Source organism: Simplicispira sp. 125 (assembly GCF_003096555.1).
GTDB lineage: Bacteria > Pseudomonadota > Gammaproteobacteria > Burkholderiales > Burkholderiaceae_C > Simplicispira.
In genome coordinates this window covers 3359968-3378318 of record NZ_QEKM01000001.1, presented here as the reverse complement: position 1 = coordinate 3378318, position 18351 = coordinate 3359968, and the positions used below count along the sequence as shown (strand labels likewise).

Here is an 18351-nt window from a genome sequence, read left to right as displayed (position 1 = left end):
AAAGGAGAAATAAGGATTCAACGAGGCAGAAAAATCTCCACTTTCAACCCTGCATCCGTGCCGGATCGGGCCGTCAGTGTGCCTCCGTGGGCCTCCACGATGCGCCGGGTGAAGTGATAGCCCAGCCCGCTGCCCTTCTTGCCCAACGCCGCAGCGCCACGGAAGTATGGCGCCCCCAGCTTGTCCAGTTCGTCGGCATCCAGGCCAGGGCCATGATCGGCAACGCGAATGCGCAACCCAGTGTCGTCCCGGATGGCAGCGATTTCGACCGGACTGTCGGGAGGCGAATAACGCAAGGCGTTGGTGAGCAAATTACCGATCGCAACGCCGATCAAGGTGCTGTCCACCTCGAACGTGCCTTCAGAAAATTCCTGCAGACGAATGCGCGAACGAAGGTCTGCAGGCTGCTGGCGAATGGTGTCCTCCAGCATCTGGCGAATGCGGCATGGCGTGCGCGACAGCGACAGGGCGCCATTGTCCAGGGCCTCGGTCATGAGAAAACGTTCGACGAAGCCGGACAGCGTCGCCGCGTTGCCGCGAATCAGCGTCAACCTCTGCGCGTCCTTCGGCGGCATGTGCGGCGAGTTGAGCTGCAACATCTGCGCGGCGCGGTCAATCGCCGCCAGCGGGTTGCCGAATTCATGGGAGAGCATGGCGACGAAGTGCCGCTGCTGTTGGGCCCGCTGGGTGACGATAGCGATCTCCTGCTCCGCCGCGGCTTTGTCCTGCTGCAACTGGCGCAGGCGCATCGCCAGCCCATAGCTCATGACCAGGACATGCACCAGCGCGGCGATCTGGTAGAAGTGGGCCGTCTCGGCATTCCAGGGCAGCAGGCCTTGGTTGGTCATCGTGTTGACCAGTGCGCCGAGCGCGGGGATGACGAACGCGATCAGGTAGATCATCCACTCGGCACGGCGGTCGCGTCGCCAGGATTGCACCAGCAGGCCCATGGCGATCACGAAGTTCAGTACATTGAGGTAATTCGCCGACTTCACGACCAGCAGCACCGTGCTCGTCACCAGCGACGGCTGCAGCGCGAAGAAAAGCAAGACCAGGTTCAAGGCGACCGTGAACAGGTACAGGCGGTGGATGCGCGGATGGGTGGCTTTTAGCTGGATCAGCCGATCCCACATCAGCACGATGAACGCAGCCGCGCCCAGCCAGCCGATGCGGGGCAGCGCGTCCATGAGCCAGGCCGACCGGCCCGCGAGCAGCACGGGCAGATAGCCCGTCGCACCCAGGTGGAATAGCAGTTGCGATGCCACGTAGCCCGCATAGGCGGCCATCACCGCGTCGCGCAATCGCGCCCCGAGAATGGCATACAGCGCCACTGCAATGAGCAGGATGCCAAAGTACAGGCCGTGGAAAAAGTTGGCACGGGTCTCGCCGCTGGTGAATGCCTCCGCGGGGAGTAGTTCGGCATACACGCTGATGGCATTGGTGGTGCGCACGCGGAAATAGATGTGCATGCCGGGGAAGGTGTCTAGCGGCAGCACGGACAAGCGCGTCAGAGGGCGGCCTTCGTAGGTGCGGTGATAGCCCAGCGCATGTGCTTCGAAGCTGCCGTCCTGGCGCTGCACCCAGACATCCAATGCTTCCAGCTCCGGCGAGCCGATGGTGAGCACGCGATGCGAGGGGTCACTGTCTTCTGGCCCCAATTCGACGTGGAACCAATGCGAGTCCGTGCCATAGCCGAGGCTGCGGAACTCGGGCAGGCGCACGAAGTGCGAGCGGACGAAATCCGCTTGCGAAACCGCCTCAAAAGGCAGAGCCCCGCTCGCATCCGCGAAGTGCTCCAGCCGCCCCTCCAGCGAAACCGGGGCCGCGTGGGCGCTCGCCGTTATCGCCAACCACAGCGGCAGCCAGCACAGCAGGAGCCGTAAACCGGGCCAGCCGCGCTTCACGATGCCAGCTCGCAATGCGCGGCAAAGGTGTAGCCCTTTCCATAGCTGGGCCGCAGGGGCAGTTCCAGCCCAGAAGCCGCTTGCACCTTGCGCCGCAGGCGGCTGGCGGTGTTGTCCAGGTTGCGCAGGGTGAAGGGTGTTTCCTGCTTGTCCAGGTGCACCAGCAAAGCCTCTCGGGTCACGGCCTTGCCAGGCGTTTTGCACAGCGCGCACAGCAATCGCACCTCGGCATGGGTCAGATCGAGCGCCATGCCATTGGGCGTATTCAGCCGCCAGTCTTTGGGGTGAAGACGCCAGAGCTGCTCGGCGGGGATGGCTGGGCGGTTTGCCTCATGCCGCCCTAGACGGCGCAGCACGCCATGACAGGCCGCTTCAATGACATCCAGGGAACTGCGCTTGGAAAGATAGACGTCGGCGCCCGCATTGAAGCCGAGCACCTGATCGTCATTGGCATCCAGCGCCGTCAGCATGACGACGCCTGTCGCGTTGTTCGCGTCATGGGACCGAACCCGTTGCGCAATTTCCAATCCGCTGGCACCCGGCAATGCCACGTCCAGTAACAGCAAATCGAAATGCACTGTCGGCCAGACAGAGAAAAAACACTCTGCATTGTCGAAGCCGCGCACCAAAAAGCCGCGCAGTTCCAGGAACTCCACGAGATCCGCCAGTAATCCGGCATGGTCTTCAACAACAGCTACGTGACTAGGGAGGCGCATTTGACAAAGTGTTATTCGCACCGAATAAATTGATTTTTAGAAATATACCAACCGATTACTGTTGATTGGTAGGTTTTGACAGCATTTGACAGAAAAGAGGCGACCCATGGATTGACGGGAAATATTAAAATTTTTCACAACATGGCAATTGCATGGCGAGGAGGCCGACCAAGCACCGCCAGCAACCGTCTAGTTGGGAGTACGCCATGAAGGATCTGTCTTTGCACTTGCCGCGCCGTCGTCACTTCATGGCCGCTGCCACCGCCTGCCTGGCGTTGCCGGTGGGGGCGCAATCCCGGACCGGCGACAAGATGGAGCGCGGCAGCACCCGCGTGGCGGGCTTTGCCAACGCCGAGATGGACTTCCAGTTGATGCGTCAGTTGGGCACGGCGCGCTACGGCGGCGCGGCGGTGGGCGAATGCCTGGCGCTGGCGCGGCGCATACAAGACGGCGTGCCGGCCAGTTGGGTGGCGGAGTTCAGCGCAGCCGCCCAGCGCCAGGAGGCCGACGCCCAGGCCCGCGCCCTGCGGGGCCATGCCATCAGCGCGCGCGGGCAATACCTGGTGGCCTGCAACAGCTACCGCGCCGCCGAGTACTACTGCGGTGTGCTGGAGCCCGAGCACACGCGCCTGGGCCGCAAGAGCCGTGAATGCTTCCTGGCCGCCGTGCGCGGGCAGGACGTGGAGGAGGTTTTTCTGCCCTTCGGCGGCGCGCAACTGCCCGCGTACTACGTGCGCGCGCCCCGCCCGCAGGGCCAGCGGCCCGGGCGCCTCGGCAAGACGCTGCTGCTCATCAGCGGCTACGACGGCACGCTGGAGGAAACCTGGCTGTCCTACGGCTTGGCGGCGCTGGAGCGCGGCTACCACCTGCTGCTGTTCACCGGCCCGGGGCAGATGGACACGCTGCGCTTTAACCCCGGCCTGGCCTTCATCCCCGAATACGAGCACGTGGGCCGCCTGGCGCTGGACTACGTGCTGGCGCGCCGCGAGACCGACCCGCGCCGCGTGGCGCTGATGGGCATCAGCTTCGGCGGCTACTTCGCCACCCGCATCGCCGCGCACGAGCCGCGCGTGCGCGCCCTCATCGCCAACTCGCCCATCGTCGATCTGCACGCCTACATGGCCTCGTTCGTGGGGTTCGATCCGGCCCTACTGCCCGATTCCGAGGACGTGCGGCTGGAAGATATCGACCGCATCCCTGACAGCGCCATTCCCCCGCAGACGCGCGAGATGATGCGCAACCTGATCGTGCGCCTGGGCCAGACCAGTTTCCGCCAGGCCTACCAGCGCCTGCGCGACTTCCGGATTCAGGATGCCAGCCTGTGCAACATCCGCTGCCCCTCGCTGGCATTGCTCGGAACCGGCGAGGGGGCAGAGCCTCTGGCCCAGTGCGAGCACTTCCTGTGTGCCGTCGGCGGCCCCGTCGCGCGCCACGTTTTTACCGCCGAAGAGGGAGCCGAAGGCCACTGCCAGACCGGCAACCTGGCCTATTCCGCTGCCGTATCCATGGACTGGCTGGACGAGTTGTTCGGCGGCTGACCATGCGGGTACTTCGCCTTTCCCGTTTTGCTGCCGCCGTGCTGCTGGCGGCTTCCATCGCGGCCTGCGGCGGCAGCAACGGCGCCGACGTGCCCAACACCAGCACGGTGCGCGAGGCCGCCACCCGGCTCGATACCTTGGTGCCGCAATGGATGGAGCGCACTGGTGTGCCCGGCGTGGCCGTTTCAGTGGTGCATGGCGACCGAACGGTGTACGCCAAGGGCTTTGGCCTGCGCCGGGTGGACGGCAGCGAGGCCGTGGATGCGGACACGGTATTCCAGCTCGCCTCGGTATCCAAGTCCCTCGCCGCCACGGTGATGGCCACGCAAATGTCCCAGCAAGTGCGCCCTGGCGTGGATTGGGACACCCCCATCCAGCGCCTGCTGCCCGGCTTCGCGCTGGCCTACCCCGAAGCGCGGGACAACGCCCGCCTGAGCCTGGGCGACCTGTTCGCCCACCGCAGCGGCCTGCCCGACCACGCGGGCGACCATCTCGAAGACCTGGGCTACACGCGCGGCGACATCCTGCAGCGCCTGCGCCACGCCGCCCTGAACCCCTACGGCAGCTACGCCTACACCAACTTCGGCCTGACGGCCGCCGCAGAGGCGCTGGCCCAGGCGCGCGGCACCGACTGGGCCACGCTCTCCGCCCAGGCCCTGTACCAGCCCCTGGGCATGGCCCACGCCAGCTCGCGCTACGCCGACTTTGCCGCCCGGCCCAACCGGGCCTGGGGCCACGTGCAGGCGGGCCTGGGCTACGACAGCTACGGCGCGCAGCCCGCCCGCTACACCGTGCAGCAGCCCCCGCGCCAGCCCGATGCGCAGTCGCCCGCCGGCGGTGCCAGCGCCAGCGCCGCCGACATGGCGCGCTGGATGGCGCTGGTGCTGGCGCAAGGCCAATACCAGGGCCGGCAGCTCATCCACCCCGCCGCGCTGCAAGCCGCCATGACGGCGCGCCCCGGCGGCGCCTACGGCTACGGCTTCAACGTGGGGCCGGACCCGCACGGCCACGCCAGCGTCTCGCACTCCGGCGCGTTTCTGCTCGGCGCGCACACCGCCTTCATCCTGTGGCCGCAGGCCGGGCTGGGCATCACCGTGCTCACCAACGCGCAGCCGCGCGGCCTGGCCGAGGCCATTGCGCTGGCCTTTGGCGAGCGGGCCTGGGGCGACGTGGCCGACGGCGCGCCCAGCACCGATTGGCTGGCCACCATGCAAGCCAGGATGCAGGAGATGTACCGGCCGCTGGGCCGCCTGGCCGGTCAGCCCGCACCCGCAGCGCCCGCGCCAGCCCAGCCCCTGGCCCACTATGCCGGGCGCTATGCCAACGCCTATTACGGCGATGCCCAGGTGGTTCTCGGCGCGGATGGCACGGCGCTGGACCTCGTCCTCGGCCCCGCCCAGGCGCGCTACCGCCTGCGCCACCACGACGGCGACCTGTTCGCCTTCGACCTGGAGGGCGAAAACGCCCCGCCGGGCTCTGTCTCAGCCGTGCAGTTCAGCCTAGGCGACCCAGGGCGGATGCAGGTCGAGTTCTACGCCGAAGACCTGACGCACGGGCTTTTCGAGCGCGTGCCCGATGGCCAATAACACCTACGAGGAGTCTCTGAAATGCACAACACCCCATCACCTTCCCACATCGCCCTGCTGGCGGCGCTTGCCCTGGCGGGCTGCGGCGGCAGCGGCGGCTCCAGCCCCGGCGGCGAAACCGCGCCCCCGCCGGGCGCGGGCGCGCCCAAAGGCTCCGTCGTCTGCAAGGACTACGACATGCAGGACGTGACGATCGCGCCCAAGACCATCACCATCCGCAACAACGCCGATGAGCAGATCTACCCCGTGCTCTCCACCAGCACCAATGCGGAGAACCTGTGGGTGCAGGGCTGCCTGCGCACCACCGAGGCGCTGCCCACCGACGTGGTTTACAAGCTCTACGTCAACGACGGCCAGGGCATTCCGCCCGGCTCCGAAGTCACCATCACCCTGCCGCTCTACAGCGAACTCGGCCCCCGGCAGTACATCACCTGGTGGAACGGCGGCCGCATGCTGCTGGCCGACCGCAACAAGCGCCTGCGCAACGATGAGGACAAATCCATAGCCACCCCCGCTGAGGTGACCTGCCAGGCGCAGGGCACGGCCTGCGCGCTGACCACGTACGCCAGCGCGGTGCAGTTCCCTGAGGACGCCTTCGCGCAACTGTCCGAATACACCTTCGGCGATTCCGACATCCCCGCAGGGCAGGCCGCGCGGCTGCTCAAGCCCGCCAACGTGGGCTACAACATCTCCTACGTCGATCACGTCTATATGCCCGTGGCGATCGGCCCCAAGGACAACCCCTACATCGGCTACAGCGGCTCGGTGCAAAAGCCCGCCGATTTCCGCAAGGCGCTGCACAGCTTCCTGGACGGCCTGGGCGAAGGCTGGCCCGTTTACAACATGAGCGAAGTGCGCCTGCCCGGCGGCTACAACATCTTTGCCCAGCGCGGCGGCTATCTGATTCAAGACCCCGACGTGCCCGTGCAGCCGCCGGACGGCCAGAACCCGCCCGTGCTCACGGTGAAGAAGTGCCTCGACAAGCAATGCACGCCCGAGGAGCAGCGCAGCCTGCAATGGGGCCAGTCGGTGCAGAACATCCAGGATTTGTGGGGTGCCTGCGTCGATTGGGGCAGCGAGGACATTTCCCAATACACCAGCAAGAAGTACCCGCAAGACTGCCCCGCCCCGCAGGAGATGCGCGACAAGCTGGCCCTCGTCAAGGACTTCTTCGCCGAGAACCACAAGAAGTATTTGGCGATGTACGACGCCAAGCAATGCGCGGGCGAGCCCAAGGGCTCGGGCAAGATTCCGCCGCACGTCGCCGAGTTCAAGTACTGGGAGGCCATCAAGCACATCTACGGCTGGGTGCCCTACAACGAAGGCTGCGGCGCGGGCGACAACAAGCTGGGGGCCACCACGGCCCACGGCCGCGACCACGCCTACGTGCAGGCCATGTACATCCAGGACCTGCAATACAACTACGGCCAGGCCGCCGTCCAGGCCAACCCCAAGCTCGCCTTCAACCCCTACGTCAAGCTGATCCACGACGACCTGGGCATGAGCGCCTACGGCTTCTCGGTGGATGACGCCGTGGGCTTCATGAGCGAGCTGGGCAACGGCCTGGTGTTCACCGTGGGCGGCGTGCAGGGGCTGGAGAACGGCAGCGCCTTCAACTACCACGACGGCTTCGACGTGCTGCTGGGCAACCCCGCCGACCGCGTGCCCGAGAACAAGCCGCTGCTCAAGAAGTACGGGGCCTGCTCGCTGGGCCAAAACGCCAGCGACCCGGACTGCAACAACGTCAAGCAAGACGTGCTCATGCCCGACGCCAACCGCATCGTGGGCTTCCGCGTGGGCACCCTGCCCTCGTACCCCATGAAGGTGCGCTTCACCGACGCGCAGGACAACGTCTATACCTTGCTCGTCAAGGAGAAGTTCGCCGCCTGCACCGGCGCGCTGGCCAACTGCCCACCCAATCGGGCCAGCATCGTTGACAGCAGCGCGTGCAGCGTCATGACCCCTCGGGGCGACAAGCACCCCAAGTCCGACACCTGGTGCGTCGGCGCCAACCCCAACCAGAGCCGCGAGAACGACGAGGCGGCCATCAAGAACCACCTGAGCTTCCCTGTGCCGGTGCAGTACCTGCCCTGAGGAAGATTTAGGCAAAAACAGCTCCAGCGCTTGCCATTCAAGCGCTGGAAGCTATTGAAAAAAGAGCATTCCAATGCACAACACCAAGACGCTCCCCGCCCTGCTGCCCACCGCGCTGGCCTGCCTGCTGCTGCTCGCCAGTTGCGGCGGCGGCTCGGACGACGCGCCGCCCACCCATGCCTCGCGCTACCCCGCGCTGGCCGAGCACGCCGACATGGACGAGGAAGACTTCGAGCGCTTCCTGCTCGCCGCAGGCCGGGGCACCGACATCACGCCCGAGACCATCAAGTCGCTCTCCGTCGGCTCCAGCATCAACACGGCCGCCTCCACCTACAACCTGCGCCCCATCTTCGACCTGGGGCGGCTCAGGGAAGGCAACTGGCTGAACGTGGACACCACCCGCTCACAGCAGGTCACCGCGCTGCACATCACCAGCAACCGGAAGGCCAGCACGGAAAGCAGCCAGTTCACCTTAGACACGTCGCTCTCCGGCTCCCTCGGCCACTGGAAGGCCGCCGCCGCCTTCCACCATGCCGAAGCCCGGCGCAAAACCGAGTCCGACGGCACCGTCAACGTGCAGCTGGTGTCGGCCAACACCAACAACCTCGTCTCGATCCTCAGCAGCGGCTTCAGCGGCAGCGAGAACTTCACCGGCTACCTCATCGGCACCAAGCTGACCGACGAGCTGCTGCGCGGCTACGTCAACACCACCGAAAGCGCCCCCGCCAACGCCTGCGGCGGCAAGCCCTACACCACCAGCGTCACCGTCAGCCGCTACAAGCTGTCCGACACCGAGCCCTACGCCAACATCCAGATCCTCTCGCGCATGGAAAGCGTCTTTGCCGACCTGCGGGCGCAGTACGCCCTGTGCGCCGACGCCGCCATCCAGACCCAGTTGGTGCGCCAGATGACCGAGCTGCGCGGCAAGATCGAAAGCGCCATCGCCGACTTCTACACCTTCAACGGCGACTCGTTCGTCTCCCAGACCACCTCGATGAACCAGGCCGTCGGCAACGGCCAGCTCACGTTCGGCACATCCGACGGCAACGCCGAAGCGCAAAACGGCGCATCCCTCTCGGGCAAATACCAGACGCCGGCCGGCGGCGCGGGCGGGTCAGCCACCTTGCAGTTCTACAAGCAGAGCGGCTGGGCCAAGGCCATGCAAAACGTGGCCGTCTCGGCCGAGGCCAAGCCCGCCGGCGTGGCCGACACCACGGCCTGGGTCAGCAGCATCCAGGCCATGCTCAAGGACCAGGGCAGCTCCCTGGTGCCGCCCATGGGCAGCCTGCCCAAAGACCCCGGCGTGAAGCTGCCCGACCCGGTAGGCCCCCACAAGGACGAAACAGAACCGCCAGACAGCGCCTTCACCTCCTACGGCCAATGGAAGAAGTACCAGGAGGACAAGAAAGCCGCCAAGGACGCGGCGGAACTGGCGCGCACGAAGAAAAAGGTCGATGAGCAGCCCCTGGTCGTCAACGACGACAAGATGCTGCTCAAGGCGGGCGAGGCCGACGCCTACCAGCAGCTCATCGCCGAGCTGGACGCGCTGAAGGAACGCGCCAAGGCCCCCCAGGCACCGCCGCAGGCCGGCGCGGGCGACGGCAACCTGGTGCGCTTCGACAAGATGTACGTCAGCGGCTTCGAGACGCTGCCCTACGACGCCGTCATCCCCCAGCTGCGCCCCAACCTGGACATCCCCGGCCTGGACAAAACCATCGGCAGCTACCCCAACCTCATGGAAATCATGCTGGTGAGCGAAAAGCTCGGGCGGCTCGACGCCTACCTGGCCTTCCTCGCCACCCTCTCGGTCAGCAACGTCACGCCCCAGATGAGCGAGCGCTACCACCAGTTCTTCCAGAAGGCGTCCACCCGCGCCTACGACCTGGTGGCCCTGGCCCTGAGCCAGGGCACCGACCTGAGCCCCGCCGTGCTGGTGGGCTACAAGAAAGCCATGCTCGGCACCGCCGCCGCCAAGGCGCAAAGCGAGCTGTACCAGAGCCTGCAGGACATCGACTACTACGACTACGTGGTGGGCACCCTGCTCGACCCCGCCAGGGGCAAGGCGTGGACTGTCGCGCCCGGCGGCTACATCCCCATGCGCTGGAAGAACGAGAACAACGGCAACAACGGCATGGAGCTGGTCACCTGGACCGCGCTGTCGCAAGAGCGCGGCGGGCACCGGGGCAAGGAGGGCGTGGTGGCCATCGACTTCACCAACCCCAACGCCGACCCGCTCATGCTCTACCGCAATGGCATGAAGGCCCCGCAAACGCCCTGGTACCCGGTCTATGTCTTCAACCTGAGCAAGGCGCCGTCGCTGGTGTTCGTGCAGCACTTCGGCGCCTACCAGGCCATCTACGGCCCCCGGTGGGTGACGCGGCCCTTCGACGGGGACACGCCCGTCATCCCGAGCCTGGTGCCCAAATGGCAGGACTACCAGCCGCTGGGCAGCAAGGACATGCGCACCGTCATGACGAACGCCAACAACGACTTTCTGCCGCACATGTCGTGGGATTCCTCGGTGCACTTCCCCGAAGCCAGCAACGACCCCGCGCGCCTGCAAAAGTACAACGCGCCCGTGCTCAGACTGCCTTCCGATATCTACAGCGATCAAGTCCCAGCAACCCTCTATTCCGCCGCGCACTCGGCGGCGGTGCTCGATTTCACCAAAGATGAGTACGACAACAGCAACATGTCCGACGCCACCTACAACGCCTTCAGGTTGCCTAGCAACCACACGTGGCGGCGCCTGAGCGACGGCCAGTTGGTCGGCCAAAACGGCTCATATACCCTCTTGATGCTGTTGCCCCTGAACGCCACCACGACCGGCGAGAGGCTGAAGGAGTCGTTCAACTACGCCCCCGAGCGCGCGCCCCTGGATGTGGTCACGACCACCAGCCTCGATCTTGTCAACAAGCTGGCCGTGCTGCAAAAGTAGGCAAGTGCCTTTTGGCTGCTTGCGCTTTGTGGACAAGCGCAAGCAGCTATCAAAATGAGAGTGACCCGCGCATGCACATCCCCCGCCTTGCCACCCTGGCCGCGCTGACCGCACTCTTGGCCTGCGCCCATACCCATGCCTTCGATGTGACGGTGACCACCGCCCCCACCAGCGGCGGTGCATGGGCAGGCAACACCTTCACCCCCACGGCGCCGGGCGCCACCGTGAACGCGGGCGAGGTACAAACGCGCCTGGCCGGCGGCGCGGTCACGGTGCAGTCCACCGGAGGCGACGCTCTGGCCGTGCGCGCGCCCATCGCCTGGGCCGCCAACGTGCTCACGCTGGCGGCGGGCGGCAGCCTGGCCGTGCAGGCGCAGCTCGACGCCACGGGCGCCGCCGGGCTGGCGCTGCACTACGGGCAGGGCGCGGTGGCGGCGGGCAACACGGCGGACTACCTGGTCAGCGCGCCCGTCAACCTGGCCGCCACCGGCAGTTACCAGACGCGGCTGGGCAGCGACGGCGCGGTGCGCAGCTACACCATCCTGACCACGCTGGGCGCCGAGGGCAGCACCACGGGCGCGGACTTGCAGGGCATGAACGGCGACTGGGCGCGCAACTACGCATTGGGCGCGGACATCGATGCCAGCGCCACGGCGGGCTGGGCAGGCGGCTTTGGGCCGATTGCGCCCAGCACCACCCGCATCGACGGCTTCACGGGCCGCTTCGACGGGCTGGGCCATGTGATCGACCGGCTCACCATCGACCGGCCCAGCAACAACTACGTGGGCCTGTTCGGCAACTCACGCGATGGCGCGCTGGTGAACGTGGGCCTCACCCGCGCCAGCGTGGCGGGGGGCGTGAGCGTGGGCATCCTCGCGGGCGGCACCAACACCATGACGGTGCGCAACGTCCATACCACCGGCAGCGTGACGGGCGCGAACGCCGTGGGCGGCGTGGCGGGCGACAGCTTCGTCGATCTGATGCTGGACGGCGTGTGGAGCAAGGCCTCCGTCACCGCCACGCAGATGGGCGCGGGCACGGGCGCGCCGTCCCTGGGCGGCATTGCGGGCGGGCTGGTGGGCGGCAGCGTCTCGCGCGGCCCCACCATCGTGCGCAGCTACGCGCTGGGCGCTGTCAGCGGCAGCGACTTCGCGGGCGGCCTGCTGGGCCACACGGGCCAGCGGCCCGAGATCCACGACAGCTACTTCGCGGGCACGCTGGCCTCCAACAAGGCCACGCCCCTGGGCCTGGGTGCCATCGCCGGGCGCACCCAATTGGGCAACGTGGGCAACGTGACGTGGAACAGCGACAGCGCGGGCGCCACCGGCATCGGCGAAAACACCGGCAACAGCACCAGCGTGGTTGCCGCCACGCCGCTGACGCTGGCCCAGATGCGCAACGCCGCCAACTACCCGCCGCTGTTCACCTTCACCACCACGCCGGGCGCGGGCACGGATTCAGGCTGGGTGCTGCTGGGCAGCGACGGCGGCCTGAACAACGCCAGCGGCACCGTGCTGCCCCTGCGGTCCAGCGAATGGGCCGCCAGCGTGGGCAGCGCGCACCAGCTCCAGTTGATGGCCCTGAAGCCTGACGCCGCCTACACCCTGGCGCACGACGTGGACGCCGCCCCCACCGCCGGGGCCGCCAACGACGTGTGGCAGGGCAGCAGCTTCATGCCCGTGGGCAAGGGCACGGCCTTCAGCGGCAGCTTTGACGGGCTGGGCCGCATGATCAGCCAGCTCGCCATCGCCCGACCCGGCGCGCTGAACGTGGGCCTGTTCAGCCAGACCAGCGGCGCGGCGCTGAGCAACGTGGGCCTGCTGGGCAGCAGCGTGGAAGGCGGCACCAGCGTGGGCGCGCTGCTGGGCCTGGGCAGCGCCACCATCACCCACGCCTATGTGGGCGGCGGCACCGTGGTGGGCGGCAGCGGCGTGGGCGGGCTGGCCGGCGTGCTGCTGGGCGGCAGCGTGGTCGAGAGCTACGCCCACGCCGCCGTGAGCAACAGCACCGGGGGCAATGCCACCGGCGGCCTGGTCGGCAGCGCCGCCAACGCCCTCATCGCCGACAGCTACGCCAGCGGCAGCGTGGCGGGCTTTTTCCATACCGGCGGCCTGGCGGGCAGCCTGATGAACAACGCCGTCGTCGCCCGCAGCTACGCCACCGGCGCCGTCTCCGGCCCCAGCTTTCTGCGCGGCCTGGTGGGCGATGTGAACACGGGCGCCAGCGTGGTCAGCAGCTTCTGGGACACGCAAACCACCGGCCAGGGCACCAGCGCGGGAGGCGCGGGCGCGGTGGGCCGCACCACGGCGCAGATGCAGCAGCTCGCCACCTTCACCGCCGCAGGCTGGGCCATGGATGACGCGGGTGGCACCAGCGCCGTCTGGCGCATCTACGAGGGCCATACCACCCCGCTGCTGCGCCACTTCTTCACTGCCCCGCTTACTGCCACAGCCACCAGCGGTAGTAAGCCTTTCGACGGCACCACCGCCACAGGACTGGGCGTCACCTACAGCCCCGCCGCGCCGGATGCCCGCCTGCTGGGCACCGCCAGCGTGGTGGCCGATGACAGCGCACCCGGCACGCACGCGGCGCGCGTCATGGGCATCTACTCCGCCCAGCATGGCTACGACATTGCGCGCGTGGCGGGCACGCTCACCATCACACCGCTGGCGCCCGTCACAGCAAACATCACCACCGACGCAGGCACGGGCGGCGCTCTCACCTGTACGCCCAACCCTGCGCCCCTCGGCGCACCCGCTGACTGCACCGCCGTGCCTAATGCTGGCTACAACACGCAGTCCATCAGCGGCTGCGGTGGCACGGCCACGGGGGCAGGGGCTAACAGCTACATCACTGGCAACATCACCGGCGCCTGCACCGTCACCGCGCAGTTCGCGCTGAATAGCTACGCCATCACCGTCACGCCCAGCACGGGCGGCAGCGCCAGTTGCACACCCAATCCAGTACCGCACGGCGCCAACGCCACCTGCACCGCTACGCCAGATGCGGGTTACCGCTTTGCCGGCTGGAGTGGCGCCTGCACGGGCATGGCCTGCGGCCTGACCAGCGTGCAGGCAGCTCAGGCCGTGGGCGCACATTTCACCCGCGCTGCACCAGTGCCAACGCCTGTGCCCACTCTATCGGGATGGGGCGTGACGCTGCTGGCGCTGGCTTTGGGTGTTTTTGGTAGCTCTCGCATGTCCATCAAGCGCAAGAGGCTATAAAAACAGGAGCAAATAATGCGCTTTACAACCCCATTTCTGCTCTGGTTCCTGGCCCTGTTCAGTATGGCCGGGGCCGCACAAGCCCAGGTCACCGCCCAGGGGCAGGTCGTCGTGCGGCCCTACAACGCGCCCACGGACTTCACCCTTTTGGCCACCGACGCCACTCCCGGCGGGCCCTACGCCATCGGTTACGCCATCACAACGCCGCCGGCACACGGCAGCCTTGGCCCCGTTCTCAGCGGTGGCAGGGTGCGCTACACGCCTGATTTGGGCTACGTGGGCGATGACAGTTTCAGCTTTACCGCCAGCACGGCCAACGGCAGCTCGGCGCCCGCTACCATCGGCATCACCCTACAGTCGGCCGTGGCGCCGGTGGCGTATGGCGGCGGCTATGACGTGCTCCTCAACACCCGGGCGGACTTGCTCCTGAAGGGGGAGAACCCCAACGCCCGCACCGACCTGCGTGTGTACTTCGAGCTCGTCGCTCCACCCCTGTATGGCACCGTGGTGTTCGGCAACTACAACGCGGTCTCCTACACGCCCGCCGCAGGCTACTCGGGGCCGGACCGCTTCACCTTCCGTGTGCGCCACCCCGAGTTCGGCCTGTCCAACGTCGCTATCGCCAGCATCACCGTGGCCGCCCCCACGTTGCCTGTGGCCCGGCCGGGCAGCGGCTACGTGCCCCACGGCACGGCCACGGCCATCGCGCTGACGGCGCAAGACGCCAACGCCGGCGGCCCCTACGCGCTGGCCTACGTCATCAGCACGCCGCCCGCGCACGGCAGCATATCCATCAGCGGCAGCACCGCCACCTACACGCCCGCCAGCGGTTATTGGGGCGCGGACAGCTTCGCGTTCACCGCGACGTCGGTCAATGGCACCTCCGCCCCGGCCACGGTCAGCGTGCTGGTGGGTCAGGCTATCGTGCTCGGCCATGCCACGGGCGCGCTGGGTGACACCGGCCAGACGCTGTGCACCGACAGCGCGGGCGGAGCCGTGGCGTGCGCCGCGCTCACCGCCCACCCCGGCCAGGACGGCCGCTTTGGCCCCGACGCGCAGGCGGGAAGGGCCGCATTCGACTTCGTGGCCGAGGGCAGCGACTGCGTGGCCGACCGTGTTACCGGCCTGGTCTGGGGCACTACTACCCAGCCTGCGCAAAGTTGGGTTGATGCCACCAGCGCCGCTGCCAGCGCCGCCCGCTGCGGCATCGCCACCGGCTGGCGCCTGCCCACGCGGCGCGAGCTGCTCTCCATCGTTCACCACGGCGCCAGCCAGCCGGCCATCGACGCCAGCGCCTTCCCCACCACACAGAACGCTCCGTACTGGAGCAGTGACACCCAAGGCAGCCAGGCCTGGGCCGTAGACTTTACCGACGGCGCCACGCTGCGCGCCAACCAGGGCACCGCCCACGCCGCCCGCCAAGTGGTGCGGCCCCCTAACCAAGCGCCCACCATCACTCTGGGTGCGGCGGAAATCGTGATTCCCAACGACGAACGGCCCGGCCCGCGCACCTACCCTGGCTGGGCCACCGGCATCGGCCCCGGCGCGGCGCGCGAGTCGGGGCAGCAATTGTTCGCCAGCGTGCGGCTGTTGCCCGTGCCGGGGATCAAGACGCTGGAGTTCGACGTGCCGCCTGCCATCGACCCGGCCACGGGGGATCTCACCTTCACCGTGATGCACCGCATCTCGCTGCGTGAGCAGGCTTCGGACGGCACGCCCCGCTACTACTGGGCCTCGTCCGCCGGGCGTGTGCAGGTCGAGGTCACGCTGCAGGACGACGGCGGTACTGTGGGCGGCGGGCAGGATCGCGTCACGCGCAGCTTCGAGATATTCATCTCGCCCGTGCCCAACGTGAATGAGATCAACATCAAGCACGCTTGGAAGGCCGCTTGCATCCCCGTCACCATGCTGGCACGGGACATCGATACCGACCCGACGGTCAGCGTCATCTACCCCGGACGCTACGCCCCCATCTTCAAGATCAAAACCTATCCGAATGAAGGCTTCCTGACGGACTACGTCAGCAGATCCATGGCGGCCAAGAGCATCAGCGTGCCCTTGGGCGACACCGTGCCCGACGATGTTCTGGGCACCACAGGCAACAGTCCTGGGGCCACAGGCAATAGCAACAGCCCCAGGGGGTTCTGGGCCAGCACAGTGTGCTACGTGCCCATGAGCAGCACCTTCACCGGCTTCGACACCTTCACCTACTCCGCCATCGACGTAGACGGCAACGAGAGCGCCCCCGCCTCGGTGACGATTGAGATCTTTCAACCTCGGTGACGATTGAGATCTTTGAAAAACAATGAAAAATGCTATCAAAAAAATAGCTTTTAGCGCTTGTGTGGTGGGAGGTAGAGGCCAAAAAACCCTCAAACCCTGGGCCGCAGCGCTACTGCTGTGCGCCGCCCCTGGCTGGGCCGCCACCATCCCCGATGGCTCCACCGGCTTGGTGTGGGACGCCTGCGCCTGGGGCCAGGCGGCATCGGGCAGCGCCTGCACCGGCACGCCCGCGCCGCTGACCTGGCAGCAGGCGCTGCAAACCGCAGGCCAGGCCAACGCCGCGCTGCACCAAGGCCACGCCGACTGGCGTGTGCCCAACCGTACCGAGCTGGAATCCCGTGTGGATTTGGATGCGCCCGGCACCGGCGTTTTCTGGTCGTCCACCAGTTACCACCCAGCGCCCGCCCAGGCGTGGACGGTGGATTTCTCGGATGGCGCATCGCACCCCGCCTCCAAGACCGCCGCGCAGGCCCTGCGTTTGGTGCGAGGCGGCACGGCGGCGCAGTCGTTCCAGTCCGCAGGCCCCGCCGCCACGCCCGCACTGCCCCTGCCCAGCCAGCCGGGCCAGACGGCGCAGGCCACGGTGGCGGGTGGCGGCGTGGGCTGCGGCTTCACCCAGGCGCGCTTCATCGCACCATCCACCGCGCCCGCGCCGCCCGCGCACGTGACGTTGGCGACCGACCTGTTCGAGTTCATCCTCGAAGGCTGCACGCCCGGCGGCGAAGTGACGGTGACCATCACCTACCCGAAGCCCCTGCCTGCCGCTGCCACGCAATACTGGAAACACGGCCCGCGTCTCGGCCAAGCCGCAGGCTGGTACGCCTATCCCCGCGCCCGCATCGGCAGCGACACCGTCACGCTCACCTTGACCGACGGCGCTTTGGGCGATGACGACCTGGACGCAACCAATGGCCGCATCGTCGATCTGGGCGGCCCCGCCGTACTGGCGGCGACGGGCGGAACAGCCATCCCCACGCTCTCGCAGGGGGGCGTGCTGCTATTGGCGGGCCTGCTATTCATGCTGGGGATGCGGCGGGGGAAAAGGGCTTAGCTGTTGCAAGTCAGGGCCATCGCATCCGTTCGCTGGTCTTCACAAAACTTTCGCACGGTCGGATAGATCGGCTTGGAGGGAGAGGAGAAGGAACGATGTGCTATGGAAATTAGGCATTTGCGCTGCTTTTTTGGCGGTGGCCGAGGAGCTTCACTTTGCCCGCGCCGCAGAACGCCTGCACGTGGAGCAGTCGCCGCTGTCGCGGACCATCAAGGAGTTGGAAGAAGACCTGGGCGTGCAGCTATTTGTGCGCACCAGCCGCAGTACGCGGCTGACACTGGCGGGAAGGTTTTTTCTGGAGCATGTGCCACGTGTGCTGGCTACGCTGGAACAAGCGTGTGAGAGCGTGAAAGCAGCGGCCAATGGTTTCCAAGGGCAATTGCGCATTGCCCTGTCCGACCGAGTGATGCCCTTGCGCCTGTCGGCCCTGCTGGCGCGCTGCCGAGAGGAAGACCCGGAGATTGAGGTGCGGCTGTTCGAGGTACCGTTGCCTCAGCAACTCCAAGGCCTGCGCGATGGACTCTATGACGCGGGTTTCTCGATGGCCGACGAGGTGGGTGAGGGACTGATTGTTGACCCCGCCTGGGCGGACGAGTTGATGGTGGCCATGCCAGCGCGCCACCCGGCACTGACGCACAAGCGCATTCCACTGGACGAGGTGTTGCGCTACCCCTTAGTGCTGGGTGACCCTGCCGTGTGCGAAGGTTATGCCCGTCAAGTGGATCGGATATTGCGCACGCAGGAGAAAGAGCCGCTACTGGTGCAGCATGCGTCCTCGCCTGACATGATGATGGCGCTGGTATCGGCGGGGCTGGCACTGGGGTTCGCGGGTGCCTCATACATCGCGGCCAACCGCGAGGCCAACATCGTAGGTCGGCCACTGGCGGGCGAGCCGCCAATGTTGACGACCTATTTGCTGCGCCGTGATAGCGAGCCTTCGCAGGCGTTGGCGCGCTTCATCGAGCGCTTGCAGTCTGGCCAGACCTCGGGCAGTGCCGCCAACGACGAGAAATAGCA

Annotated in this window: 9 protein-coding genes and 1 pseudogene; 8 read left to right on the top strand and 2 right to left on the bottom strand. The window is 67.1% G+C overall.

From position 1 onward, the window contains the following. Positions 1 to 17: 17 nt before the first annotated feature. The gene (locus C8D04_RS15735) at positions 18 to 1904 is read right to left on the bottom strand and encodes a sensor histidine kinase (protein WP_158550322.1); all 1887 of its coding nucleotides are present in this window, start codon (positions 1902 to 1904) and stop codon (positions 18 to 20) included. Then, complete coding sequence (locus tag C8D04_RS15730) at positions 1901 to 2620, bottom strand: response regulator transcription factor (protein WP_116005697.1); 720 nt, start codon at positions 2618 to 2620, stop codon at positions 1901 to 1903. The genes C8D04_RS15735 and C8D04_RS15730 overlap by 4 nt, the downstream gene beginning before the upstream one ends. 206 nt (positions 2621 to 2826) lie before the next feature. Between C8D04_RS15730 and C8D04_RS15725 the strand changes: the two genes are divergently transcribed. The 8 genes and pseudogenes from C8D04_RS15725 (at position 2827) to C8D04_RS15690 (ending at position 18349) form a co-directional block, all read left to right on the top strand. Next, entirely contained in the window at positions 2827 to 4158 is a 1332-nt protein-coding gene (locus tag C8D04_RS15725; RefSeq protein ID WP_233521203.1) for an alpha/beta fold hydrolase, read from the top strand. Between the two features lie 2 nt (positions 4159 to 4160). Continuing rightward, a complete protein-coding gene (locus tag C8D04_RS15720; RefSeq protein ID WP_116005695.1) occupies positions 4161 to 5744 on the top strand; it encodes a serine hydrolase in 1584 nt (527 codons plus the stop codon). 21 nt (positions 5745 to 5765) lie between these two features. Beyond that, positions 5766 to 7838 carry a hypothetical protein gene (locus C8D04_RS15715; protein ID WP_116005694.1) on the top strand — a complete coding sequence of 691 codons (2073 nt, stop codon included), beginning with the start codon at positions 5766 to 5768 and terminating at the stop codon, positions 7836 to 7838. Positions 7839 to 7911: 73 nt separating this feature from the next. After that, positions 7912 to 10776 carry a hypothetical protein gene (locus tag C8D04_RS15710; RefSeq protein ID WP_116005693.1) on the top strand — a complete coding sequence of 955 codons (2865 nt, stop codon included), beginning with the start codon at positions 7912 to 7914 and terminating at the stop codon, positions 10774 to 10776. Between the two features lie 71 nt (positions 10777 to 10847). Beyond that, positions 10848 to 14000 carry a hypothetical protein gene (locus C8D04_RS15705; protein ID WP_116005692.1) on the top strand — a complete coding sequence of 1051 codons (3153 nt, stop codon included), beginning with the start codon at positions 10848 to 10850 and terminating at the stop codon, positions 13998 to 14000. A 15-nt stretch (positions 14001 to 14015) separates the two neighbouring features. Then, positions 14016 to 16283: a DUF1566 domain-containing protein gene (locus C8D04_RS15700; protein WP_116005691.1), complete on the top strand. Its 2268-nt coding sequence runs from the start codon at positions 14016 to 14018 to the stop codon at positions 16281 to 16283. A gap of 22 nt (positions 16284 to 16305) precedes the next feature. After that, positions 16306 to 17334, top strand: a complete 1029-nt coding sequence (locus C8D04_RS15695; protein ID WP_116006232.1) for a DUF1566 domain-containing protein — start codon at positions 16306 to 16308, stop codon at positions 17332 to 17334. Positions 17335 to 17436: 102 nt separating this feature from the next. Further along, positions 17437 to 18349: pseudogene (locus C8D04_RS15690) on the top strand (LysR substrate-binding domain-containing protein). Positions 18350 to 18351: the final 2 nt, after the last annotated feature.